26 protein-coding genes are annotated in these 23,694 nt (G+C 67.3%); 18 read left to right on the forward strand and 8 right to left on the reverse strand.

The window, feature by feature from the left end:
* Positions 1-77: 77 nt before the first annotated feature.
* Positions 78-536, reverse strand: coding sequence for a redoxin domain-containing protein (locus tag VHP37_20110; GenBank protein HEX2828670.1), 459 nt, complete (start codon positions 534-536; stop codon positions 78-80).
* 14 nt (positions 537-550) lie between these two features.
* Between VHP37_20110 and VHP37_20115 the strand changes: the two genes are divergently transcribed.
* The 3 genes from VHP37_20115 to VHP37_20125 all read left to right on the forward strand — a co-directional run bounded on the left by VHP37_20115 (position 551) and on the right by VHP37_20125 (position 4,113).
* The gene (locus VHP37_20115) at positions 551-829 is read left to right on the forward strand and encodes a hypothetical protein (GenBank protein HEX2828671.1); all 279 of its coding nucleotides are present in this window, start codon (positions 551-553) and stop codon (positions 827-829) included.
* Positions 830-885: 56 nt separating this feature from the next.
* On the forward strand, positions 886-3,573 hold the full coding sequence (locus tag VHP37_20120; GenBank protein ID HEX2828672.1) for an EAL domain-containing protein: 2,688 nt from the start codon (positions 886-888) through the stop codon (positions 3,571-3,573).
* A gap of 147 nt (positions 3,574-3,720) precedes the next feature.
* Positions 3,721-4,113, forward strand: coding sequence for a group III truncated hemoglobin (locus VHP37_20125; GenBank protein HEX2828673.1), 393 nt, complete (start codon positions 3,721-3,723; stop codon positions 4,111-4,113).
* A 65-nt stretch (positions 4,114-4,178) separates the two neighbouring features.
* Here the strand turns inward: VHP37_20125 and VHP37_20130 are convergent, their stop codons facing one another.
* Positions 4,179-6,452 (reverse strand): nitric-oxide reductase large subunit, encoded by a 2,274-nt coding sequence (locus VHP37_20130; GenBank protein ID HEX2828674.1) that lies wholly within the window; start codon positions 6,450-6,452, stop codon positions 4,179-4,181.
* Between the two features lie 143 nt (positions 6,453-6,595).
* Here VHP37_20130 and VHP37_20135 point away from each other — a divergent pair, with 143 nt between their 5' ends.
* Positions 6,596-7,051 carry an Rrf2 family transcriptional regulator gene (locus tag VHP37_20135; protein HEX2828675.1) on the forward strand — a complete coding sequence of 152 codons (456 nt, stop codon included), beginning with the start codon at positions 6,596-6,598 and terminating at the stop codon, positions 7,049-7,051.
* A gap of 336 nt (positions 7,052-7,387) precedes the next feature.
* Positions 7,388-8,476, forward strand: a complete 1,089-nt coding sequence (locus tag VHP37_20140) for a 3-deoxy-7-phosphoheptulonate synthase (protein ID HEX2828676.1) — start codon at positions 7,388-7,390, stop codon at positions 8,474-8,476.
* A 32-nt stretch (positions 8,477-8,508) separates the two neighbouring features.
* On the opposite strand, the gene VHP37_20145 is transcribed toward VHP37_20140, so the two are convergent.
* Positions 8,509-9,561 carry a hypothetical protein gene (locus VHP37_20145; GenBank protein HEX2828677.1) on the reverse strand — a complete coding sequence of 351 codons (1,053 nt, stop codon included), beginning with the start codon at positions 9,559-9,561 and terminating at the stop codon, positions 8,509-8,511.
* A gap of 98 nt (positions 9,562-9,659) precedes the next feature.
* Between VHP37_20145 and VHP37_20150 the strand changes: the two genes are divergently transcribed.
* The 3 genes from VHP37_20150 to VHP37_20160 all read left to right on the forward strand — a co-directional run bounded on the left by VHP37_20150 (position 9,660) and on the right by VHP37_20160 (position 11,277).
* Entirely contained in the window at positions 9,660-9,968 is a 309-nt protein-coding gene (locus VHP37_20150; protein HEX2828678.1) for a hypothetical protein, read from the forward strand.
* Between the two features lie 74 nt (positions 9,969-10,042).
* Entirely contained in the window at positions 10,043-10,804 is a 762-nt protein-coding gene (locus VHP37_20155; protein HEX2828679.1) for an alpha/beta hydrolase, read from the forward strand.
* Positions 10,804-11,277: a peroxiredoxin gene (locus VHP37_20160; protein ID HEX2828680.1), complete on the forward strand. Its 474-nt coding sequence runs from the start codon at positions 10,804-10,806 to the stop codon at positions 11,275-11,277. Before VHP37_20155 ends, VHP37_20160 begins: the two co-directional genes overlap by 1 nt.
* A 40-nt stretch (positions 11,278-11,317) precedes the next feature.
* Here VHP37_20160 and VHP37_20165 read toward each other — a convergent pair whose 3' ends face one another.
* The gene (locus tag VHP37_20165; protein ID HEX2828681.1) at positions 11,318-11,899 is read right to left on the reverse strand and encodes an OmpA family protein; all 582 of its coding nucleotides are present in this window, start codon (positions 11,897-11,899) and stop codon (positions 11,318-11,320) included.
* Between the two features lie 382 nt (positions 11,900-12,281).
* Here VHP37_20165 and VHP37_20170 point away from each other — a divergent pair, with 382 nt between their 5' ends.
* Complete coding sequence (locus VHP37_20170) at positions 12,282-12,686, forward strand: MerR family transcriptional regulator (protein HEX2828682.1); 405 nt, start codon at positions 12,282-12,284, stop codon at positions 12,684-12,686.
* A 68-nt stretch (positions 12,687-12,754) separates the two neighbouring features.
* Here the strand turns inward: VHP37_20170 and VHP37_20175 are convergent, their stop codons facing one another.
* Positions 12,755-13,948, reverse strand: a complete 1,194-nt coding sequence (locus VHP37_20175; GenBank protein ID HEX2828683.1) for a porin — start codon at positions 13,946-13,948, stop codon at positions 12,755-12,757.
* Positions 13,949-13,960: 12 nt separating this feature from the next.
* Here VHP37_20175 and VHP37_20180 point away from each other — a divergent pair, with 12 nt between their 5' ends.
* Together VHP37_20180 and VHP37_20185 are read left to right on the forward strand one after the other, a co-directional pair.
* On the forward strand, positions 13,961-14,170 hold the full coding sequence (locus tag VHP37_20180) for a hypothetical protein (protein ID HEX2828684.1): 210 nt from the start codon (positions 13,961-13,963) through the stop codon (positions 14,168-14,170).
* A 49-nt stretch (positions 14,171-14,219) separates the two neighbouring features.
* The gene (locus VHP37_20185; protein ID HEX2828685.1) at positions 14,220-14,468 is read left to right on the forward strand and encodes a hypothetical protein; all 249 of its coding nucleotides are present in this window, start codon (positions 14,220-14,222) and stop codon (positions 14,466-14,468) included.
* Here the strand turns inward: VHP37_20185 and VHP37_20190 are convergent.
* Positions 14,459-15,811, reverse strand: coding sequence for an amidase (locus VHP37_20190; GenBank protein HEX2828686.1), 1,353 nt, complete (start codon positions 15,809-15,811; stop codon positions 14,459-14,461). The two genes, VHP37_20185 and VHP37_20190, sit on opposite strands and share 10 nt — an antisense overlap.
* 10 nt (positions 15,812-15,821) lie before the next feature.
* A complete protein-coding gene (locus VHP37_20195) occupies positions 15,822-16,772 on the reverse strand; it encodes a tripartite tricarboxylate transporter substrate binding protein (GenBank protein HEX2828687.1) in 951 nt (316 codons plus the stop codon).
* Positions 16,773-16,832: 60 nt separating this feature from the next.
* On the opposite strand from VHP37_20195, the gene VHP37_20200 reads away from it, so the two are divergent.
* The 4 genes from VHP37_20200 to VHP37_20215 all read left to right on the forward strand — a co-directional run bounded on the left by VHP37_20200 (position 16,833) and on the right by VHP37_20215 (position 20,504).
* Positions 16,833-17,807 carry a LysR family transcriptional regulator gene (locus tag VHP37_20200; GenBank protein HEX2828688.1) on the forward strand — a complete coding sequence of 325 codons (975 nt, stop codon included), beginning with the start codon at positions 16,833-16,835 and terminating at the stop codon, positions 17,805-17,807.
* 74 nt (positions 17,808-17,881) lie between these two features.
* Complete coding sequence (locus tag VHP37_20205; GenBank protein ID HEX2828689.1) at positions 17,882-18,724, forward strand: TauD/TfdA family dioxygenase; 843 nt, start codon at positions 17,882-17,884, stop codon at positions 18,722-18,724.
* The gene (locus VHP37_20210; GenBank protein ID HEX2828690.1) at positions 18,725-19,498 is read left to right on the forward strand and encodes an aldolase/citrate lyase family protein; all 774 of its coding nucleotides are present in this window, start codon (positions 18,725-18,727) and stop codon (positions 19,496-19,498) included.
* Between the two features lie 25 nt (positions 19,499-19,523).
* Positions 19,524-20,504, forward strand: a complete 981-nt coding sequence (locus VHP37_20215) for a tripartite tricarboxylate transporter substrate binding protein (GenBank protein ID HEX2828691.1) — start codon at positions 19,524-19,526, stop codon at positions 20,502-20,504.
* A 103-nt stretch (positions 20,505-20,607) separates the two neighbouring features.
* Here VHP37_20215 and VHP37_20220 read toward each other — a convergent pair whose 3' ends face one another.
* The gene (locus VHP37_20220; protein HEX2828692.1) at positions 20,608-21,279 is read right to left on the reverse strand and encodes a hypothetical protein; all 672 of its coding nucleotides are present in this window, start codon (positions 21,277-21,279) and stop codon (positions 20,608-20,610) included.
* Between the two features lie 70 nt (positions 21,280-21,349).
* On the opposite strand from VHP37_20220, the gene VHP37_20225 reads away from it, so the two are divergent.
* The 3 genes from VHP37_20225 to VHP37_20235 form a co-directional block, all read left to right on the forward strand.
* The gene (locus VHP37_20225) at positions 21,350-22,315 is read left to right on the forward strand and encodes a tripartite tricarboxylate transporter substrate binding protein (GenBank protein ID HEX2828693.1); all 966 of its coding nucleotides are present in this window, start codon (positions 21,350-21,352) and stop codon (positions 22,313-22,315) included.
* Positions 22,316-22,346: 31 nt separating this feature from the next.
* Entirely contained in the window at positions 22,347-23,456 is a 1,110-nt protein-coding gene (locus VHP37_20230; GenBank protein ID HEX2828694.1) for a PAS domain-containing sensor histidine kinase, read from the forward strand.
* Positions 23,457-23,502: 46 nt separating this feature from the next.
* A partial coding sequence (locus VHP37_20235; protein ID HEX2828695.1) for a hypothetical protein occupies positions 23,503-23,694 on the forward strand: 192 nt, incomplete at its 3' end.

A 23,694-nucleotide genomic window follows, 5' to 3' on the forward strand; every position in this document is an offset into this window, starting at 1 on the left:
CTACGGTATGCCATCGGCTGCCCGTAGGTGCGCGCGAGCGCACCGCGCCGCAGGTGCGCGATAGCGCACCCGGCGGGTTACAGCTTCTTCAGCTCGGCTAAAAGCTCGGGACTCTCCGGGATCGTCCCCGGCGCGTACTCCTTCGACCACGCGATCTTGCCGTTCGCGTCGACGACGAAGGCCGAGCGCTTGTCGATGCCGCGCTCGTCGTTGAAGACGCCGTAGGCCTTGCCGATCGCGCCGTGAGGCCAGTAGTCCGACAACAGCGGGAACGGTATGCCGCCGAGCTGCTCCGCCCAGACTTTCAGGCTCGGAATCGTGTCCGCGCTGATCTGGAGGATCTCGACGTTGAGCTTCTTGAACTCATCGAGGTTCGCACGGAACCCCTGGACCTGGTTCTTTCATCCACCCGTAAAGGCGAAGGGCAGGAAAGAGACCACGGTGGGACGGCCGCGGAAGCTCGAGAGCGAGACCGTGTCCCCGTTGTGCGAAGCGAGCGAGAAGTCCGGCGCTTGGGAGCCGGGTTGCAGTGCCATGGGATTCTCCTTTTATGGACGGCGAGGCCGTCGCCGGAGAATACGACAAACGCGCGGCCTTCGACAAAGTTTGCCCGATCCCCGACGCGCCTGGACCGAAAACGTCAAACGGGGGATCCGTCATGACGTCATGCCGTATCCACGCGGTCCTCGCGCTCGTCTTCAGCCTCGCCGCGCTGCCCGCTTTCGGGGCGACCGCCCGATCGATGTCGTGGTCCGGTTCGGTCTTGGCAGCGGGCCGGGACGCCCCACTGAAGCCAAACCGTGAAAAAGGCACGAACTTTCACGCCTAATGCGCCCATGGTTCGGCGGGGATTGCCGTTATCTTCCGGGCACGACCATGAAACCGATGCCCACACAGGAACCGCGCGCTGCACGGCAGGCCGTTTCGCGCCTCGCCGGCATGCTCGCGCGCCTCCACGGCATCGAGACGGCCGTCGTAGCGGTCAGCCTCGCGATCATCGGCGCCCTGTGGTGGGCTGCGGTGTTCCAGTCCGACCGCGAGCGCCAGCAGGTCATCGACGCGGCCATGCGGCAGAACTCCAACCTCGTGATCGCGTTCGAGGAGCAGACCGTGCGCACGATCCGCGACGTCGAGGAGGCTTTGCTCCTGCTCGGCAGGGAGTACGAGCGCTCGGGCAAAGCGGTCGACATCGCGGGGCTCATCGAGGACGGCCTGATCGACGGGCGGCTGTTCACGAACATCGTGGTGGTCGACGAGCACGGCGATCTCGTGGTTTCGAGCCAGGCACTGGTCCCGCTCAACATAGCGGACCGCGAGTATTTCAAGGCGCACGCGGCGGATCCCGGCCCGGAGCTGAAGATCGGCAAGCCGCTGGTCTCGCGCAGCTACCAGAACGCCGCGATCCCGATGTCGCGGCGGATCGACAAGCCGGACGGCCGCTTCGGCGGCGTCGTGAGCGCGCTGGTCGATCCGCGCTACTTCCTCCATTTCTACGAGAAGGCGAACATCGGCGAGCAGGGGCTCATCCATCTGGTCGGGCTCGACGGCATCGCACGGGCGCGCCGCGCCGGCAACGTCGCCACGGTCGGCGTCGACATGAGCGGTTCGACGCTGATCAAGGCCGCAAGGGTGGCGAACAGCGGCTCGTTCATCACGGCCGGCCGTGTCGAAGGCGTGCCGCGCCTGCAGAGCTTCCGCCGCATCGGCGAGTATCCCCTCATCGTCGCGGTCGCCACTTCGGAAGCGGAAGTGCTCGCGCCGACGATACGTAACCGCCGCAACTATTTCGTCGCCGCCGGCGCGCTCTCGTTCGTCGTGGTGCTCTTCGCGGCGCTGCTCCTGGCCGCCGTGAGCCGCCGCAACCGCGCGCTCGTCGCGCTGTCCGCGAGCGAAACCCAGTTCCGCGCGACGTTCGAGCAGGCGGCCATCGGCATCGCCCACACCACGCTGGAAGATCGCTTCCTGCGCGTGAACGAGAAGCTGTGCAGCATGGTGGGCTACAGCCGCGAGGAGCTGCTCGGCATGTCGATGCACGACCTTTCGCATCCCGACGAAGTCGGCAAGGGCGCGGTCAACCGAAAGCGGCTGATCGCCGGCGAGATCGATACGATCAGCGCCGAGCGCCGCTGCGTGTGCAAGGACGGCTCGATCAAGTGGCTGCATCGCACGATCTCGATGGTGCGCGATCCGGGCGGCGAGCCGGCCTACTTCATCCGCGTGGCCGAAGACATCACCGAGCGCAAGCGCCTCGAGCACGCGCTCCAGCACACCGCGACGCACGACAAGCTGACCGATCTTCCCAATCGCAGCCTGATACACGACCGGCTGCGCCACGCGCTCGAGCAGGCGACGCGCCGTGAGCGCGCGGTCGGCGTGATGTTCATCGACCTCGACCGCTTCAAGATCGTGAACGATACGCTCGGCCACGCGATGGGCGACCGCCTGCTGCAGACCGTCGCGGAGCGCCTCAAGGCGTGCGTGCGCGGCGAGGACACCGTCGGCCGGCTCGGCGGCGACGAGTTCGCGATCGTGCTGACCGAGCTCGCCAGCGCGGGCGACGCCGAAGTCGTCGCGCAGAAAGTGCTCGACGCGCTCTCCGGCACGCTCGACCTCGACGGCCACGAGGCGTACGTCACGGCGAGCATCGGCATCGCGACCTATCCGCTCGACGGCGCCGACGCCGACAGCCTTATCCGCAACGCCGACGTCGCGATGTATCGCGCCAAGGCCGCGGGCAAGAACACGTTCCAGCTCTATTCGCGCGCGCTCGACGGCCAGGCCGCCGCGCGGCTCGAAATGGAGAACCGCCTGCGCTACGCGATCCCGCGCTCCGAGCTCGTGCTGCACTTCCAGCCGAAGGCCGACGTGCGCACCGGCGCGGTGACCGGAGTGGAAGCGCTGCTGCGCTGGCGGATGTCGGCCGACACGCTGGTGCCGCCGGCGAAGTTCATTCCGCTGCTCGAAGACACCGGGCTCATCGTGCCGGTGGGCGAATGGGTGCTGCGCGCCGCGTGCTCGCAGCTCCGCGAGTGGGCCGACGCCGGCATCGGCGACGTGCCGATCGCGGTGAACCTGTCCGCGGTGCAGCTGCGCCACGAGAACATCACCGACGTCGTGCGGCGCGCGCTCGACGATCACGGCGTGCCGGCGCACCTGCTCGAGCTCGAGATCACCGAGAGCGCCGCGATGGAAAATCCCGAGGCCGCCGCGGCCGCGCTGCGCACGCTCAAGGCCCTCGGCGTGCGCATCGCGATCGACGACTTCGGCACCGGCTACTCGAGCCTCGCGTACCTCAAGCGCTTCCCGATCGACGCGGTCAAGCTCGACCGCGCCTTCACCACGGGCGTCACCGAGGACGCGGAGGACGCGTCGATCGCCGAAGCGGTCATCACGCTCTCGCACGCGCTCGGGCTCATCGTCGTGGCCGAAGGCGTGGAGACCGCGGACCAGGCGGCCTTCCTCGGGCACCGCGGCTGCGACGAGATGCAGGGCTATTACGTCGCGAGACCGATGCCGGCCGACGCCTGCACCTACATGCTCGCGCAGTCGCGCAAGCTCGCGGCAGTTGCGTAGCACCGCTCGCTGCGCTCGCGGTCGCGCTGCTACCCGCTCGCTGCGCTCGCGGTCGCCGGTTACGCCAAGGAGGGAAACCGAGGTTTCCCTCCTTGAACCTCCTTTCCTATCGAAGCTGAATACATCACGTGGTGATATAATCAGGCCATGCAGGACATCTCCCATCTGCTGGGCCCGGACACCGTCAGCCGTGTCGTCAGCGACTTCTACGACGCGATCCAGCGCCATCCGACGCTGAGCGTGCCGTTCGGCATCGTCCACGACTGGGACGAGCACAAGCGGCATCTCGCGCACTTCTGGTGGGTCACGCTGGGCGGCAAGCCTTATCGCGACCAGCCTTACCGCGTCGCGGACAAGCATGCCGCGGCGGGCTTCACGCCGGCGCTGCTCGTCGATTGGCTCGCGCTGTTCCGCGAGACTCTGGCGAAGCATCTGCCGGAGGCGTTGGCCGAACAGTGGTACGCGCGAGCGGCCAATATCGGCCGCTCGCTCGAGTACATGCACGAATTCCGCGCCAGGCGCGAGGCGCTCGCCTCGTAAGAAGCGCGAAAGCCGCGGCAAGGCCGCGGCTTTCACCGTAAATCGGGGTCTGTCCCCGATTAGTCCTAGGTCTCGGCCGGGGCGGCGCGGAGCCGTCCGACTGAAGTCTTCCTGCGTCCGAGCAGCTTCACCGCGAACACCGCGAGCAGCCCGCAGCCGAGCGCGAAGACGATGTCGCCCGGGACGCGCAGCCACACCAGGGTCTCCATCACGCTCGAATGCACGATCTCGGGAGAGCGCGCGTACCACAGGCCTTTCGAGACGCTGGCCCACGCCTGATAGACGCCGGCCGGGAGGAGCGACATGAAAACCATCATCGCCAGACCGATGTTGAGCGACCAGAACGTCGGCTTCAGCAGCGCGTCGGACCAGCGTGCACGCTCGGTGAGGCCGCGCAGGCAGAACAGCATGAGGCCCAGGCCCAGCATGCCGTAGACCCCGAACAGCGCGGCATGGCCGTGCGCGGCCGTCAGGTTGAGGCCCTGCACGTAGTAGAGCGAGATCGGCGGGTTGATCGCGAAACCGAGCAGCCCCGCGCCGACCGTGTTCCAGAAGCCGACCGCGACGAACGAGAGGATCGTCCACTTGTACGCCGAGACCCACGGTGCGGCCTGGCTGCGCCGGTAGTTGCGATAGCCTTCGAAGCCGATCAGCGCGAGCGGCACCACTTCGAGCGCGGAGAACACCGCGCCGACGGCGATCACCGAGGTCGGCGTGCCGGTGAAGTAGAGGTGGTGCAGCGTCCCGAGGATGCCCCCGAACAGGAAGACGATCGTCTCGAGCACGATGGCGGTGTTCGCGGTCGCGGTACGGATCAGGCCCAGGCGCGAGAAGATGAGGGCGACGACCGCGGTGGCGAACACTTCGAAGAAGCCTTCGACCCACAGGTGCACCAGCCACCACCTCCAGTATTCGACCATCGAGTAGTGCGTCCGCGGGCCCCACGTGAGCGACGTCGCGTAGAACAGGCCGATGCACGCGGCCGAGATGAACACCATCGCGATCAGGCCGCGGCTCTCGGAGGGCTTCTTCAGCGCCGGCATCAGCGCGCGGCCCATGAGGAAGAGCCAGAACAGGAGACCGACGAAGAGCAGGATCTGCCACACGCGGCCCATGCTGGTGAACTCCAGCCCCTGGTTGCCGAGCCAGAACGAGTAGTCGACGCCGAGGCGCTGGAGCGTGCCGAGCCAGCCGGTGACGGTCGAGCCCACGACGACGAAGATGAGCGCCCAGAACAGAGCGTCGACCCCTAGCTTCTGATACTTCGGCTCGTAGCCCGACAGGACGGGCGAGATGTAAAGCCCCGTCGCGAGCCACGCGGTCGCGATCCAGAGCACCGCGAACTGGGTGTGTATGGTGCGGCTCACCGTATACGGCAGGACCTCCGCGAGCGGTATGCCGAAGAAGCTGCTGCCTTCGACCGCATAGTGCGCGGTGACGATGCCCATGCCGACCTGCGCGAGGATGAGCCCGATCACCACGTAGAAATACTTCAGCGTCGCGCGCATCGAAGCGGTGGGCTTCAGCAGCGACAGCGGATCGGTCTTCGGCGCGACGGGATCGGCTTCTTCCTTGTGCGCGGTGTGGTACCAGATCAGGCCCGCGATGCCGGCGATCAGCAGGATCACGCTGACGACCGACCAGATGCCGTTGCCGGCGGTCGGCGTGTTGTCGATCAGGGGCTCGTGCGGCCAGTTGCTGGTATAGGAGAGGCCGGTCTCGCCGGGGCGGTCGGTCCCGGCGGCCCACGACGACCAGAAGAAGAACGCGGCGAGCGCCTTGCGGTCTTCGGCCGAGGCGAGCGAGCCCGCGGTCATCGCATACTGCTCGCGCAGCGTGTCCAGCGCGCGGTCGTCGCCGAAGAGGCCTTCGTAATGCGCGGCGGTCTCGCGCAGTGCGCGCGCACGCGCATTCGAAACCGAGATCGTTCCGGTCTGCGCGTCGTAGGTGTTGGCGCGCATCTGCGACTTCATGCCCGCATCGATCGCCGCGCGCTGGTCGAGCGCGAGCTGGTCGTAGGGCTTGCGGTATTGCTGTTGCGCGAGCGCTTCACGCAGCGCCACCGCCTCGCGGTGCAGCCAGTCCGCCGACCAGTCGGGCGCGACGTAGCTTCCATGACCCCACACGGTGCCGAGCTGCTGGCCGCCCGCGGCGCGCCAGGCCTGCTGGCCGCGCTCGACGTCTCCCGGTCCGAACAGCACTTCGCCGGACTCGCTGACGACCTTGGTCGGAATCGGCGGCGCCGCGAGGTAGATCTCGCGGCCCATCCAGCCGAGCGCGGCGAAGGACATCAGGAAAACGATCCCGAGCCAGCGCCACAGTTTGCGTGTTGCGTTCATTTTTGAGACCTCCTGTCTCTGTACGTTTGCGTTTTGAAGATCCATCTGAGAGGTATCTTTGGAGCGGATACTGCTCCGCGTCGCGTGGAGGCGGGTTGATCTCGATCAAACGATCGCGCGGAAGGTGGCGCAGCATCACGGGCATGCAGCTCACCAAGCACACCGATTACGCGCTGCGCGTGTTGATGTACGTCGCCCGGAAACGAGCGCGCTGCACGGTCGCCGACATCGCCGCGGGCTATCAAATCCCGCGCAGCCATGTGATGAAGCTCGTGCACCAGCTCGCCGGGCTCGGCTACCTCGAGACGGTGCGGGGCAAGGGCGGCGGGGTGACGCTCGCGCGCCGGCCCGGCGAGATCAACGTCGGGCGCGTGGTGCGCGAGACCGAGGAGACGCTCGACGTGCTCGACTGCCTGTCGGAGGGCTACGCCGGCGGCTGCGGCATCGCGCCGTCGTGCACGCTGAAGTCGGCGCTGCGCGGCGCGCAGCAGGCGTTCTATCGCGAGCTCGACCGCTATACGCTCGCCGACATCGTGCCGGGAGAGCGCCGCGCCACGATCGCGTGGCATGCCCGGCGGCCCGCGGCCGCGACGCGCTGACGCTGTCGCGATTGCCCGACATGCCGGCCGCGCGTGCAGCGCCGATGTGCAAAATCTCACGAAGCGTCGTACGATGCGCCCTCTGCCCGCCGCGCGCCGGCACGGCCGTTGCCGAATGTTCGTTGAGGCATTCTGCAACGGGCACCGTCATGAGGCGCGTATCGATCTACGAATCATCCGCGGGCGGGTGGATTTACGAAGTGTGGGTTGCGGCGAGGGCGATCGTGATCGGCCGTTGTCGCACGCGTGAAGCCGCGGAGCTGGAGGCCGGCCTGGTCTGACGGAGGTCGGCGGCACGCGGCGTTCGAACGATCACGAACAGCCTGAAGTGCCGCAATGAACCCGACTCTCCTCGAAAATATCAACGTCACGTCCTTCGACGCGATGCCGACGCCGGAGGACCTCCACCGGCGCCTGCCGCTGTCGGAGCGCGCGGCCGGCGTCGTCGTGCAGCAGCGCACGAACCTGCGCGACATCCTCGACCGCAAGGACCCCCGCATGTTCGTCGTGGTGGGACCTTGCTCCATCCACGACCCGAAAGCGGGCCTCGAATACGCCCAGCGCCTGCACGCCCTCCAGGAGAAGGTGAAGGACACGCTGCTGCTCGTCATGCGCGTGTACTTCGAGAAGCCGCGCACCAGCGTGGGCTGGAAGGGCTACATCAACGACCCGGACATGGACGACTCCTTCCACGTCGAGCGCGGCATGGCGAACGCGCGGGCGTTCCTGCGCGACGTGTGCGAGCTCGGCCTGCCGACCGGCACCGAAGCGCTCGACCCGATCTCGCCGCAGTATCTCGGCGACCTGATCGCGTGGACGGTGATCGGCGCGCGCACCACCGAGTCGCAGACGCACCGCGAGATCGCGTCGGGCCTGTCGACGCCGGTCGCGTTCAAGAACGGCACCAACGGCGACGTGACGGTGGCGATCAACGCGATCGTGTCGGCGTCACGGCCGCACGCCTTCCTCGGACTGAACAGCGAAGGGCGCGTGTCCATCGTGCGCACCGGCGGCAACCGCTACGGACACCTCGTGCTGCGCGGCGGGGAAGGGCGGCCCAATTACGACACCGTGTCGGTGACCATGGCCGAGAAGGCGCTCCGGAAGGCGAAGCTGCCCGCGAACATCATCGTCGACTGCTCGCACGCCAACAGCTACAAGGACCACACGCTGCAGCCGCTCGTCATGAAGGACGTCGTCAACCAGGTGCGCCTCGGCAACACCTCGCTGGTCGGCATCATGATCGAGTCCAACCTGGTCGAGGGCAAACAGTCGATACCCGAGGACGTGTCGAAGCTGATCTACGGCTGCTCGGTCACCGACGCGTGCGTCGGCTGGGACACGACCGAGGAGATGATCCTCGACGCGGCCGAGTCGCTGCGCCCCGTGCTCCGCAACCGAAAATCCGGGTCAGAGTCACATTAGGCGCGAGAAATCTGACTCTGCCCCGGATTTAATCAGCGGACGGTTTTGCGCGCGATGACGACGTTGTCGAGCACGAGGTTCTGCGACCAGATCCAGCGCGCGCCTTCGAAAAGCTCGGGGTAGCGCGTGTACGCGGGCAGGTTCGTGACACCGATCTCCTGGTCGGTGAATTCCCACGCGCGCGGCCAGTAGCGGTCGTCGTATCGCGGCGACTGCCAGTTCGCGGGAATCGCGTAGTGCACCGCGTAGCACTTGTCCTCGCACGTCGGACGCCGCGCGTAGGGATGCGTGCGCCCGCCGAGGTTGGGCGTGTCGTGGATGTGGCCGCGGTCGACCACTTCCCTGGGATCCACGAGCGGCGCGATGTAGAAGCTCTGCGCTTTCCACGTGCTGTCGGTGACCGTCCCGTCGCTGAACTTCGCGATGAGGCCGCCGTCGCCCGGGTAGTACTTGTTGGTCTTCGGCGTCACCGGCACCGGGAACACCTCCATGCCGACGCCGAGGTGCTCGTCCCAGTCGACGACCAGAAACGCCATCGTGTACGGCCGTTTCACCCTGAACTTGACGATCGCCGAGTTGAACGGCGTGTACGGGGTGTTGTCGACCGACACGAGCTTGCCGTTCACGTACATCTCGTAGTAGTTGTCGGCGACGATAAAGCCGGTGACCACTACGCCGTCCGGATCGATCTCGATCACCGGCACGTTCGCGGTCGAGACCGCGGCGGCGTTCGCCGGCGTCACCTGGTTGCATTCGTTGTAGAGATCGTGGGAGAGCGGCCCTTCGCCTCTTTGCAGCGCGGTCGCCGCGGGCATCGTGAGCACGGTGCCGTCGCTCGCCGCGATCTCGCCGACCGCGGCGACGCGCACGTTCATCTTCGGATTCGTATGCGCGCACTTCGTGAGGTTCTGCGCGACGACCCGGGTCGCCGTGCCTTGCGTCACCATCCGCTTCGGCGGCGCCGGGTCCGCCGCGTCGAGATCGAGCTGCGCCGGCAGCGTCCGGCACGCGACGATCGCCAGTGTCGCGCAGATCGCCGCGGCGGCGGCGAGCGCGAACCGTATGCCCCTGGTCGTGTCCTTCATATTGCCTCCCCCGGCTTTTGTGAAGTGACGCGTTCCTATGCTACAGAGTCGGCATACGGTTTGCAGCCTGAGGCATAAGTGCCCGACGGGTGACGTAAGTGGCTGACTGGCATTTCTTTCAAGGCGTGCGTGACGAGTGGCGCTGGTACTGCGTCGACGACCTGGGCGGCGTCGTGCGCGAGGGCGTCCACGACCACGCCGAGCTCGCGCGCTGCATGGACGACGCACGCAACTACGGATTTCGCGACAGCGAATTTTCCGTGCACGCCCGCAGCCAGCTCGCCCAGTTCCCGCGCCGGCGGCAGACGCCGGCGGGCGGTCCGATGGAGCGGCGGCGCGCGGCCAAGTCCAGACCTCATGCCGAGGAGCGCCGCCGCGCGAGGCGCGAGACCAAGGGCCGCACGTAGCTTTCCCGACGACAGTCGGCTCTTCCGTTCGTGCTATCGTCAACCGCACACGACCCGGACGAGGGAGGAGACACATGCCGTTCTACGAACGAGGCGACGCACGCATCCGCTATGAAGTGACCGGCTCGGGCTTCCCGCTGCTGCTCATCGCCGGCGGCGGGCTGAACTCGAACATGGCCTACCACGCGACCAAGGCGCCGTTCAACCCGATCGAGGAATTCAAGAACGAGTATCGCTGCGTCTCGTTCGACCTGCGCAACGCCAACGGCGGGGAGTCGACCGGTCCGCTCGACGTCGAGCGGCCGTGGGACTCGTACACCGACGACATGCTCGGGCTCATGGACCACCTGGGCATCCACGAATTCATGGTGCTCGGCTTCTGCATCGGCGGCCCGTTCATCTGGAACCTGATCAAGCATGCGCCCGACCGCATCGTCGCCGCGATACCCGCGCAGCCGAGCGGCTACCGCCCCGAGCTGCCCGACCTCTTCTACAACAACAACATCAAGGGCTGGGCGCCGGGCGTGGTCGCGAGACGTCCCGACACCACGATGCAGACGTGCGACGCGTTCCTGAAGAGCATGTACTGCACCAATCCCGATTTCGTGTTCACGGTGACGCGCGACTTCGTGAAGAGCTGCAGGACGCCGATCCTCGTGCTGCCCGACGATACGCCGCCGCACCCTTACGCGGTCGCGATGGAGAGCGCGCGCCTCGCGCCCAACGCGGAGGCGAGCATCTTCCCGTGGAAGGACACGCCGGAGGGCATCGCCGAAGCGGTGCGACACGTGCGCACCTTCCTCGAGGCGCACACGCCCGTCGCGGCCGCACATTGATGTGGAGTAGCAGGGCGGTACCCCGGCGCGGCGATCCCGCGCCGGATTTTTCCCTGCCCGACCAGAACGGCACGCTGCACAGCCTCGGCAAGTACCGCGGCAAGTGGCTGGTGCTGTATTTCTACCCGCGCGACGACACGCCCGGCTGCGCCGAGCAGGCGATGCGCTATCGCAACGCGATGCGCGAGCTCGAAGCGCTGGGCGCCGCGGTGTGCGGCATCAGCGTGAACGGCGCCGACAGCCACGCGCGCTTCGCGAAGAAATACGCGCTGCCGTTCCCGCTGCTCGCGGACGTCGGCGGCGAGATCGCGAAGCGCTACGGCTCGCTCGTCAACCTCGGCTTTCTGCGCTTCGCCAAACGCAACACGTTTCTCGTCGATCCCGAAGGCCGGATCGAGAAGGTCTACGTCGGCGTGAACGCGGGACGCAACGCCGGCGACGTGACCGAGGACCTGAGGAAGCGGGTGAGCTGAAGCGGCGGGCCGGATCGTGCGATCGCGGCCCGCGGAGGCCTTAGGTGCAGAACTTGGTGACGGCGACGGGCTCTTTCGAGTCCTTGCCTTCCCAGAACATGAGCTTGGTGTCGAGGCCCTTGGTCTGGAGGTAGTCCTTCACCGCGACCGCGCGCGCTTCGTCGAGGTCCTTGTTGCCGGTCTCGAGGCGGTCGGTGTGGCCGGTGATGATGATCGCGCCGACCTGAACCGCGCGCTTCTTCAGCAGCGCCACCAGCTTGTCGAGCTCCTGCTTGCCGCCGTCCTTGAGCGTGGCGCTGTTCGGATCGAACGCGCTGTTGCCCTGCACGTACGTCTGCTGGGTGAAGGTGGCGAGCTCGGGCTTCTTGGGCTTGGGCGGCGCGGCTTCGGCTTTAGCCGTCGAAGCGGCCTCCGGCTTGGCCTCGGGCTTCCCGGCCTCGGCCTTGGCTTCGGGCTTCTTGGCGGGCGGCTTCGCCACGCGGCCGTTCACCTCGACCATCACGCGCCGGTTCGGCTGCAGGCAATCGGAGAGCTCCGCCGCCGACATCGTCGACGACTGCTCGGTCGTCGCGGCGCAAGAGGTGAGCAATAGCGCTGAAAGCGCGTATAGGGACTTCTTCATCTACTTACTTCCTCCTCTGTGCGGACCGCGGGGTGCGTTCCGCTTCTTTTTGTGGCGCGTAGCGCGCCCATCACGCCGAATTTATCGCGAGCGCGGCATGAGACGCAAGATCACCCGAGCCCGTCGGCCGATACTGCAAAAAAAAGCCCGACCTTCGCGGGTCGGGCTTGCACCAGATACGATCCGCCAACTCCCCGGAGGCTCGTCGGTGAAGTTACAGGAGATGGGTCGCAGAAGCGGCCCACCCGAAAGATAGCAACTGCCGCCCGCAGAGCGCAACGAGCAATGCGATGAGGTAAGACCATGCTTCAAGGCTCTGTATGTGAGGGGCGGGGCGTGGTATCGTCCGGGGGCATTTCGGGAAAGCATCGGGGAACACGAGTTGTATACCATCGGCCGTCTGGCCCACCGCGCGCAGGTCACCGCGGACAGCATCCGCTTCTACGAACGGCAGGGACTCCTTGCGGCGGCGACCAAGACCGCGTCGGGCTACAAGCTCTACGACGATCGCTCGGTGCGACGCCTCGCCTTCATCAAGCACGCGCAACAGTGCGGTTTCAATCTGACCGAGATCGGCGAGCTTCTCCTCGCGTCGGACACGCGGGGCGAGCATCAGGCCGGCCTCGACCTCGCCGCGCGCAAGCTCGCCGACATCCGCAAGCTGCGTGACGCGCTCGGACGCATGGAGCGCACGCTCACGCTGCTGGTGGATGCACGCAGCGACGCCGAGGAACGCGGGGTGCTGCCCGTCATCGTCGCGTTCGAAGCGGCGAGCGTGGAACCGTGACCTAGCCGCACGACGAGGGCAAAAAAAAACGGGCGCCGAAGCGCCCGTTTTCATTACTGCTGTCGTGCTTAGAAGCGATGGCGGACCGCGAAAGCGATCGCGTCTTCGTTCTGGCCGTTGACGATGGCACCGCCGAGGCCGCCGAGGCGGTAACCGGCGTTGTTGTCGTTGTCCAGACGCACGTAACCGAGCGTGAACTCGGTGCGCTTGCTGAACGTGTACACGTAGCGGACCTGCACGAGATTCGCGCCGGTATCGTTGCCCGGGCCGGGACGATAGCCGGAGCCGCCCGCCGGGCCGGCGACGAACGAGCCGCCCACGCCGGCGACGACCGGCGTCGCGAAGCCAGCGGGACCGCTCATGTCACGCGCTTGCGTGAACGCGGCACGCAGACCGTGCGGTCCGACGATGTGCCAGTCCACACCGACGTGCCAGGCTTTCGCCTTGACGTCACCCGCGGTGGTGTCGAAGCGCTGCTCGGTGTACTGACCGCCGAAGCGCACCGGACCCCAGGTGTACGCCGCACCGACGTGCCACGCGTTGTCCTTGCTGCTGTCCGGGCCGCCCGCGCCCGCGAAGTCGCGGAGCTGCTCGAAACCGGCCGAAATGTACAGCGGGCCGGCCGAGTACTGGCCGCCGATCGACATCACGCGCGCCTTGTTGTTGGTCGCGGCTTCGAGCGTGCCGGTCGAGGTCTGCGACGACGTGAACGCCGCCATCACCTGGAAGCCGGCGAACGTCGGGCTGTCGTAGGTGATCAGGTTGTTCTGGCGACGCTTGAACGTCGTGCGCGCACCGCCGACTGCGGTCGTCGTCGAGTTGCCGGTCAGCAGGAACGCGGTACCGAAGATACCGGTGTCGTTGCCGCCGACGGCCGTCGGGCTGATCGTGCGCTTGAACGGCGTGTCCCAGTTACCGATGAAGACGTTGCCGAAGCCGCCTTTCAGGCCGAGCGCGCTGTTACGCGAGCACCAGCCGTCCTGGTTCTGGCCGCGCGGATCCGCCGTGCTCGCGCACTGGAACCACGCCGACAGACCGCCGCCGAGCTTCTCTTCCCCTTTGAAGCCGATTTCGCTGCCGGGGGTCTGGATGAAGTCCGCATTGCTGCGCGATACCCCTGCCGCTGCGTCCGCCTGATCGGCGCGAACGGTGTATTCGACGTACAGCGTGCCGAACACCTGCACCGTGCTCGACTGAGCAAGCGCCAGGGCCGGTGCGCCGAACGCGCCGGCAAGAGCCGCTGCCAGTACCTTTTTATTCATGAGATCTCCTCGATGACGATGTCGAAAATGCGCGCGGCAAACCAACCGCACGCGCGCTTCCGGATGGAAGCTGTGCAGAGTATCGAACGATCGTTCATCGCATCGCTACACATTTACGCCGCCGCGCGCTTCGCGCGCGCCTTCGCGTTGCGCTCGAACAACACAGATGAACCCGGAACCTTGGTCTTCACTCCATGGTTTGCGGGCCGTTTCGAGACGTGACCGCAATACTCGGGCGCCATAGTCTCGGCACACGTCGAGGGGGGAACCCATGTTCAAGCACGAAGTGATCGAGCCGGAATTTGCGAATGAGCTGAAGGACGCCGACGGGACCGACGTCGACAGCGCGGAAGTGCGCGTGCGCACGCAGGGCTCGCGCTTGGTGCTGGAGATCGCGTCCGCGCTGAACGGCGTGAGCGTCGCCGCGCCGGTCGTGCTCTCGGGAGCGGCGAGCCGCGCGCTCGCCGCGGAGCTCATGAAGTGCGCCGATGCGGCCGAGCCGATCGACGATCAGGGCTGAGCGGACGCTTCCGAGATCCAGCGCGCGACCGCTGCGAGATCGCCGTCGCGCTGCAGATGCCCCATGAGCTGCGCGCCCACCGGCATGTCGGCCGACCGCAGCAGCGGCAGGCTGAAGGCCGGCAGGTGCAGAAAGCTCGCGAAGAGCAGGTACGCGCGGCTGCCGGTATGGCCGTGGCCGACCGGAGCGGGGCCTGAGGAAGAGAGCGTGAGTATCGCGTCGGCGCCCTGCATGGCCTCGCTCACGCGCGCTTTCATCGCCGCTTTCTCCGCAAGGCGCTCGGCGTAGAGCGCCGGGGTGATCTCGCGGGCGCGCGCAAGGCGGCTCTTCTGGCGCGTCTCCAGCAGGTCCGGGTGCCTCGCCAGGTACTGCTCGTAAGGCCACTTCATCTCGTACGCGCTGATGTCGACCGAGCGCTCGGCGAAGCCGCCGAAGAATTCGTCTTCGACCGCGGCGAAGCGCGGCTCGTCACGGCTGTCCACGAGCTCGACCTCGCGCGCACGCAGCGTCGAGCACAGCGCTTCGAACGATTGTTTCGTCGCCGCGTCGACCTCGGTCTCCCAGGCGTGGGTGCGCTGAACGATGAGGCGGCGCGGACGCCGCGCAGGCGGGAGATCGCCTGCGCCGTCCAGGCCCGGCGCGCCCGGCATGCCGCCGACGCCGAGCGCGATCCGCGAGGCGACCGACCACAGGTCTTCCAGGCTCGCCGCGATCACGCCGAGGTGATCGTGCGTGATCGAGATCGGGTGCACGCCCTGCATGGTGAGGGCCCCGTGCGTGGGCTTGAAGCCGAACGCGCCGCAGAAACCGGCGGGTCTGATCGTCGAGCCCTGCGTCTGCGTGCCGAGGGCGGCGGGCACCATGCCCGCGCCGACGGCCGCGGCGGAGCCGCTCGACGAGCCGCCGGGCGTGCGCGCGAGATCGAGCGGATTGCCGGTCTCGTTGGTCTCCCCGCCGGCGAAGGCCGTCGTCACGGTCTTGCCCACCACGACCGCGCCGCCGGAGCGCAGCGCGTGCACGCACGCCGCGTCCCAGCGCGGCTGCCAGTCCTTGTAGATCGCGTTGCCCATCTGCGTCGGCAGGTCCGCGGTCTCCATGATGTCCTTCACGCCGATCGGCATGCCGTCGACGGCCGAGAGCGGCCGGCCTTCGCGATAGCGCGCGGTCGCAAGGTCGGCGGCGCGCCGCGCGTTGTCGAGACCCAGCGTCACGAACGCGCGCACGTCGCGGTCGCGCGACTCGATGGCCGCGATGCAGCGCTCGAGATAGTCGCGCGGCGTGTCCTTGCCGGAAGCGAACGCTTCGCGGGCGGTGTGGAAATCGATGGCGTAGCGGCTGCGCATGGCGTGCTCCTCAATTCGCGGTGATCTTCGCGGCCTGGACCACGCGCGCCCACTTGCGGATCTCGGACTTGATGTAGGCGTCGGTGGCGGCCAGGTCATCCGCGACCGGCTCGAGACCCATGGCCGCGAGCTTCTTCGTGACGTCGGGCGAGTGCAGGATCTTCGCGATCGCGGCGTTGAGCTTCTCCAGCGTCGGCCGCGGCGTGCCGCTCGGCGCGAGCATCGCGTACCACACGTCGACGGCGTAGCCCGGCACCGACTCGCCGATCGTCGGCAGGTCGGGCATCGCGGCCGCGCGCTTCGTGCCCGCCGTCGCCAGCACGCGCACCTTGCCCGCGTCGGCGAAATGGCGCGCCGAGATGATGCTCGTGAACATGAGCGAGACGCGTCCGGCGAGCACGTCGTTCAGTCCGGGCGCGGTGCCTTTATAAGGCACGTGCGTGAGGTCGATCTTCGCGAGCAGCTTGAGGTTCTCGGTCGCGAGATGCGAAGGGCTGGCGTTGCCCGAGGACGCGTAGTCGATCTGGCCCGGGCGCGTGCGCGCGTACGCGATCAGCTCCTTGATCGACTTCACCGGCAGCGACGGATGCGCGACGAGGATGTTGGGCGAGTTCACCATCACCGCGAGCGGCGTCAGATCGCGCTCGGGGCTGTACGGCAGGTTCTTGTGCGAGCTCGGCAGCACCGCATGGCTGATCGAGATCGCGAGCAGCGTGTGCCCGTCGGGCGCCGACTTCGCGACGAAGTCGCTGCCCGCCGCGCCGCCGCCGCCGGGCCTGTTCTCGACCACGCCCGGCTGCCCGAGCGTGTCCTGCATGCCCTGCGCGACGATACGCGCGCTGGTGTCGACGCCGCCGCCCGCCGTCGCGGTGGCGATGATGCGGATCGGTTTGGTCGGGAACGACTGCGCATGGACGACGAATGGAGAGCACAACAGCAGCGCGAGCAGGGCAGGTTTCACGGCGAATCCACAGGAGTTACTGGTGCCGGCGAGAATAACAGAGCCGTGTAGACTCGCCCGGTGAGTAGCTTCGATCTCAAGCGGCTGCGCTACTTCGTCGCGGTGGCCGAGCTCGGTTCGGTCACTCGCGCGGCGAGCGAGCTGCACGTCGCGCAGCCGGCGCTTTCGCGCGAGATGCGTCTCCTCGAGGGCGAAGTCGGCGGTGAGCTGTTCGCGCGGGGGCCGCAGGGTGTGCGGCTCACCGAGCTGGGGCAGACGCTGGCGGCGCAATGCCGGGAGTTGCTGGCCGATCTCAGATCGGTGCGCGAAGGGTTGCGCGACGACGTGCGCGAGCCGACCGGCTCGGTCGTCATCGGCGTTGCGCAAACGATCGGTCCCGTTCTGGCGCCGGTGCTCGTCGCGCTCGCGGCGAAACGGCTGGCTCGAGTGCACCTGCAGATCCGTGAGCTCATGAGCAGCGACATCCCGGATCTGCTGCGCACCGAGTCCATCGACTTCGCGCTGTCCTACGCGATTCCTGCCGGGCGCGGCATACGCAGCACCGACCTCTTCTCCGAAGACCTCTTCGTCGTCGGCACGAGCGCCGTTGCCCGGCAATGCCTCGGCAAGAGCACGGCCGCGGAAATCGTCTTCAGCGAGTTGCGGCACGTCCCTCTTTATCTGTCCGCCCGGACCAACGGTTTCAGGGAAGAGCTCGAGCAGATGGCGCGGGCGCGCAAGGTCCGGTTGAACGTCGTGGCGGAGATCGACTCGGTCGCGATCCGCAGGGAGATGGCGCTCGACGGCGCCGGGTTCACCATACTGTCCGGCGCGACGATACGCCGCGACATGTCGCGACGCGGGGTGTTCGCCGCCCGCATCGTCGATCCGCGCGTTCGTCGCGAAGTGTGCTTCGTCAGCCGCAGCGGCAGCGCGGTATCGCGGGCGGCGCGCGAGATCGCGGGGCTCGCGCGGGAGAGTCTCTCCGGGTTGATTGCCGGCGGCCTGTGGCCGGGCGCCAACATGCCTGCGTCCGGTATACCGCGGCTCGTATAGACGGCATACGCGCCTGGTATTTCCCCCGTAAGTCCGCCCGCTGCTATGGTTGCTCGACCGCCAACGGAGGGGATATGGTCGAAATCAGGAAGCTCGGCGCTGTGCTGGGTGCGGAGGTGCGCGGGTTCGATCCGCGATCGCCGATGAGCGATGAAGAATTCCGGACGGTCGAGCAGGCCTTTCTCGATCACCTCGTGCTGCGCTTTCGCGACGCGCCGATGTCGGCTCACGAGCTGCGCGCTTTCGGCAACCGTTTCGGGCCTTTGCGCGAGCACATCGCGAAGGACTATCGCCATCCCGAAGTGCCCGAGGTCGTCGTCATGACGAACCAGGACGCGAGCGGAAAGTACGATCGCGTCGGCGCCGAGCGCGGCGTCGGCTGGCATTCGGACGGTACGTTCGAAGCGGTGCCGCCGAAGGCGACGCTGTTGCACGCCGTGGCGCTGCCGGACCGCGGCGGCAACACGATGTTCGCGAATATGTACCTGGCTTACGACAGGATGCCCGAGAGCCTGAAGCGCCGCGTCGACGGGAAGTTGGCGCTCTTCAGGCTGCGCGGCCGCAAGAGCCAGACGCAGGGCATCGTCGGCGCGGACGAGCTGAAGAGGATGAACGACGTCACACATCCCGTGATCAGGATTCATCCGCAGACCGGCAGGAAATCGGTGTTCGTGAATCCCCACCATACGCTTGCCATCGCCGGCCTGGCGCGCGAGGACAGCGACGCGCTGCTCGAAGAGATCTTCGACTGGTGCTCGCGCGAGGAATTTCAGTGGGAGCAGGAGTGGCGTCCCGGGGACACGATCATGTGGGAGAACCGCTCCGCGTGGCATTCGGGTCGCGCCGATTATCCGAAGGATCAGTTGCGCAAGTTCCTCCGAACCACGATTTGCGAGCCCCGGGCGGCCGCACACTGAATGATGAGGCCGAACAAGCTCCGTCAGCTCTGGGCGCAGGGCAAACCCGCTTCATGCCTGTGGATCGATCTCGGCTGGGGTGTCTCGGTGGAGGCGCTGGCGCGACTTCCATACGACTCGTTCACGCTCGACCTCCAGCACAGCCTGATAGACCGCGCGACCGCCGTGCAGATGCTGCAGGTGCTCTCGCTCGGCGACGGCGCGCCGCTCGTCCGCGTCACGCAGAACGATCCGGCCGAGATCGGCTTCGTGCTCGACGCGGGCGCCTACGGCGTCATCTGTCCGCAGATCGAAACCGCGGCCGATTGCCGGCGCTTCGTCGAGGCGTGCCGCTACGCGCCTCGCGGCCGCCGGAGCTGGGGACCGACACGCGGCCTGCTCTACGGGGGCGCCGACTACTTCGCGTCGTACGAGCGCGAGATCGTGAAGATCGCGCTGATCGAAACGGTGAAAGGCGTCGAAAACATGCGCGAGATCGCGGCGACGCCCGGCATCGACATGCTCTACGTGGGCCCCAACGATCTGACGATCGATCACGGCGGCCAGCCCACGTACGTGGCATCGGATGCGCGAGTGATACGTGCGATGGACGATTCGATCGCGATCGCCCGGGAACATTCGATCTTCAGCGGCACCTACGCCGGTACCGTCGAGGTCGCGGAGGCGGCGATTGCGAAAGGCTACAACCTGGTGTCGCTCGGGTACGCCGCAAAAATCATGGTGAAGGCAGCGTCCGAGCTGCTCGAGCGCGTCTTTCCGGCGGCGCGGCGGTAAACAACGATAAGTGAGGAGTGACGTCATGACAGGCATGCATTCGATCGGGCGGGGCGCTTCGGCGCTCGTCGGGCTGTTCGCGTTTTCGGCGACGGTCGCTGCGGCGGAATATCCGGAACGGCCGATCCGCATGGTCGTGCCTTTCGCGTCGGGATCGAACATCGACATCACTGCGCGGCAGATCATGCCGAGATTCTCCGAGTACCTGGGACAGCAGGTCGTCGTCGACAATCGCGCGGGCGCGGGCGGAACGATAGGCGCCAGTCTCGTGGCGAAAGCGACGCCCGACGGCTATACGCTGCTCATGGGCAACGCGCCGACACACGGTCTCGCGCCGAGCATGTACAAGGACTTGCCGTACGATCCGGTCAGGAGCTTTGCGCCGATCGTGCGGATCTCGACGCAGAGCTTCGTGCTCGCCGTCAGCGCGTCGCTGCCGGTCAAGTCGGTGTCCGAGCTCGTGAAGTATGCGAAAAGCCGCCCGCGCCAGCTCAACTACGCGTCGTCGGGCAACGGGACGACGGCGCATCTCTCAGGCGCGCTGTTCAACATCAAGGCCGGCGTGGAGCTCGTCCATATCCCGTACAACAGCGTTCCGCAGGCGCTCATCGATCTCGGGAGCGGGGCGGTCGCGGTCATGTTCTATCCCTATCAGCCGCTCACGCCGATGCTGCAGCAGGGCCGCATACGGCTCCTCGCCGCGACCGGCGCCAGGCGCCTTTCGTATTTGCCCGACCTGCCGACGGTGAAGGAGACCGGCATCGCCGATTTCACCGCCTTCGCGTGGCACGGCTTTTACGCACCCGAGGGAACGCCGAAGCCGATCGTCGACAAGCTCTACGCCGCGCTCGCCAAAGCGGTGAAAGACCCCAGGGTCGCGGCGCACCTGCAAAGCGCCGGCGTCGAAGTCGACGTCCTTGCGCCCGCCGATTTCGCTGAGTTCACGAAGGCCCAGGTCGAGCGCTATCGGCAGATCGTGGCGCTCGCCGCCGTCAAGGTGGACTAGACGCCGCGTCGGCCGCGATCGCTCCTCGCAACGACATCGACACCTGATCGGACTTGCCCTGGGTCCGTTCGTCGCGTTCGGGATATCTGCGGCCGGATCGGAGCTAGGGTGCGGGCGGCGGCGCCGGGAAGTCGGGTCGCGAAAAGATGTACTGCAGATACTCCGTCACCTGTCCGTGCGCGGAAGCGTGTTGATAGTCCAGAGTGGCGAAACGGCGATGGTACGAGACGCGAAGCGGGTGCCCGACGTGCTCGCGCCAGATGTTCTGGATGAACACGGCCCGGCGCTCGCGCACGGTGTAATCACGGTTGTAGCGGCCGCTCGTGAGATCGAGCGCGTGAACCAGCTCGTGGACGAGCAACCCGCTCTTCCAGCGGGCGCTGCCGGGCTCGACGGCGCTGATGGGAATGAAGATCGTGGCGTTCGTCGGCTCGGTGCGGCCCTCGCGTTTCGGACGTCCGTCGTCAGGCTCGGTATGGCCGCGATCGGGATCGCCGTCGTTCGACCAGGTTGCGGGATCGTCCGTCATCCGGCGGAAGGCGATGGTTGCGGGAGACGCCGCAGCGGCCACATACAACCGGCGGATCGCGGGATGGCCGGAGCGTTGAAGCTCGTCGAGTGCGCCTCGCAGTTGATCGCGGAAGTGCGGTTCGCCCGAAGGCTCATCGGCCTTCAGGGCCGCGAGCGCCGACCAGGGCGCCAGTACGACTAGCGGCGAGACGGCCAAAAGGCGTCGGCGCAGGGTTCGATGCATACGTGTCACGGCACTGTCCATCGGTCGGAATGCCGCGTGAATAGTAAACCAGGCGCGAGACCCGGGCGCCCCCGCTATACTGCCGCGGATGATGATTCGAACACTCGCTCTCACGGCGCTGCTCGTGTTCGCGGCGGCCGCCCACGCCCAGTATCCCACCCGCTCGATCCTGCTCGTCGTGCCGTATACCGCCGGCAGCGATGCGGACCTCGCGGCGCGCAACCTCGCGCAGCACGCCTCGCGCCATCTCGGGCAGACCGTCGTGGTGATGAACCAGCCCGGCGCCTCGGGTTCGATCGGCACGGTCGCGGTGCGCAACGCCGCGCCCGACGGCTATCGCCTGCTGCTCACGCGCATCGCGAACCAGGTCATCCTGCCCGCCACCGATCGCAAGACGCCTTACGCGGCGAACGACTTCACTTTCATCTCGCTGCTCGACATCAATCCGTACGTGTGCGCGGTGAAAGCCGATGCGCCGTACGCGTCGATGAAAGACCTCGTCGCGGAGATCCGCAAACATCCCGGCAAGCTCAACTTCGGCACGGTGGGTGACGGGACGATCCAGAACTTCGGGCCGCAGTATCTGTTCAACCTCGCCGGCCTGCCGAAGGACGCCGCGGTCGGCGTTCCGTACAAAGGCTCGGGCGAGATCACCGCCGCGCTCGTCGGCGGCCAGGTGCAGTTCGTGTGCAGCAACCTCGGCGCGATGCTCGGCCAGTTCCAGGCCGGCACGCTCAAGGCGCTGATGACGACGACGCGCCAGCCGCTCAAGGAGCTGCCGAAGGTGCCGACCGCGAGGAGCCTCGGCTGGCCCGAGATGGAGCAGCTCGCGGCGTGGTCCGCGCTCGCCGGACCGCGAGGCCTGCCGCCGCTCGGGGTCGTCGGCGTCTGGACCGAAGTGATGGGAAAGCTCGCGCGCGACCCGGCGTACCTCGCCGGCGTCGAGAAGCTGGGCGCCATACCCGCCGTGCGCTCGCCGGCCGAGACCGACCAGTTCGTGCGCGAGCAATACCAGCTCTACGAAAAGCTCGCCGAGCGGCTCGGCGTAAAACAGTGATCGCCCGCGGCCTTACGGCATATTCGCCCGCATGAATCGCGCGCTCACCGCCACCGAATACCGCCTGCTGGCAGAGCACTCGCCGGTGCTGGTCTGGCGCTCGGGCCTCGACGCCAAATGCGACTACTTCAACGAGACGTGGCTCGCGTTCACCGGCCGCACGCTCGCGCAGGAGATGGGCGACGGCTGGGCCGAGGGCGTCCATCCCGACGACTTCGAGCGCTGCGTCGCGTATTACCTCGATCACTTCGGGCGGCGCGAGCCGTTCGAGATGGAGTACCGGCTGCGCCGCCACGACGGCGTCTACCGCTGGATCTTCGATCGCGGCGTGCCGTTCGCGGACGACGGCGGGGCGTTCGCGGGCTTCATCGGGAGCTGCGTCGACGTCGACGAGCGCCGCATGGCGCACGAAGCGCTGCAGCAGCACAGCGAAGAACAGCTCGCGCTCGCCCGCGATTTCGAGAAGTGGATCCTCGCGATCGTGAGCCACGATATCCGCGATCCGCTCAACGCGATCCAGCTCGCAGCACGCGGCTTGCGCACCATCCCCGATCCCGCCGGCGTCGTGACGAGGCACGCCGAGATCGTCACTCGCGGGGTGAACCGCATCCAGCACATCGTCGGCGATCTCCTCGACCTGTCGCGCGAGCGCGAAGGGGCGGGCATCCCGATCGAGCCGAAACCCGCCGACCTGCGCGCGATGTGCCGGCAGATCATCGACGAGCTCGAGGCGATCGCGCGCGACCGCAGGATCACCCTCGATTGCGAAGTGGACGGCCGGGGCGAGTGGGACGAGCATCGCGTGCTGCAGGCCATCTCGAACCTCGCCTCCAACGCGATGCAGCACGGCACGCCGGGCTCCGACGTGCGTGTGCGGGTCACCGGCGACGAGCAGCGTGTCGCGGTCGAAGTGCGCAACGCCGGCACGATTCCGGGCGAGATCCTGCCGAGCATCTTCGAGCCGTTCCGTTCGGGACGCCATCACGCGCAGCGCGGCGAAGGCCTCGGGCTGGGCCTCTTCATCGCCCGCGCCATCGCGCGCGCCCACGGCGGCGGGTTGGAGGTCGATTCTTCAGGCGGCGAGACGATGTTCAGGCTCGTGCTGCCGCGCCATCCGGCGGGAGTCGCTGCACGCATGTGAGCCGCGCCGCGGCCCGGCGCCGTCGATCTGGTGTTCCGGCGTCGCTTTGTCGAACCGCCTGAACACTCCGCGTGCTCACTGGAATCCGCGCCGCATCCCCCACACCCTTCCCGCCCTCCTCGCGCCGCTGCCTGCGCTGCCGCTGCGGCATCGGAACCCTGCGACGCCCGACAAGGACGGCGCTGCGAACTCGCCGCACCAGCTCGACTCGTTCAACCGCCCGTCACTTGCAAGCAGC

This window comes from Burkholderiales bacterium (genome assembly GCA_036262035.1).
Taxonomy (GTDB): domain Bacteria; phylum Pseudomonadota; class Gammaproteobacteria; order Burkholderiales; family SG8-41; genus JAQGMV01.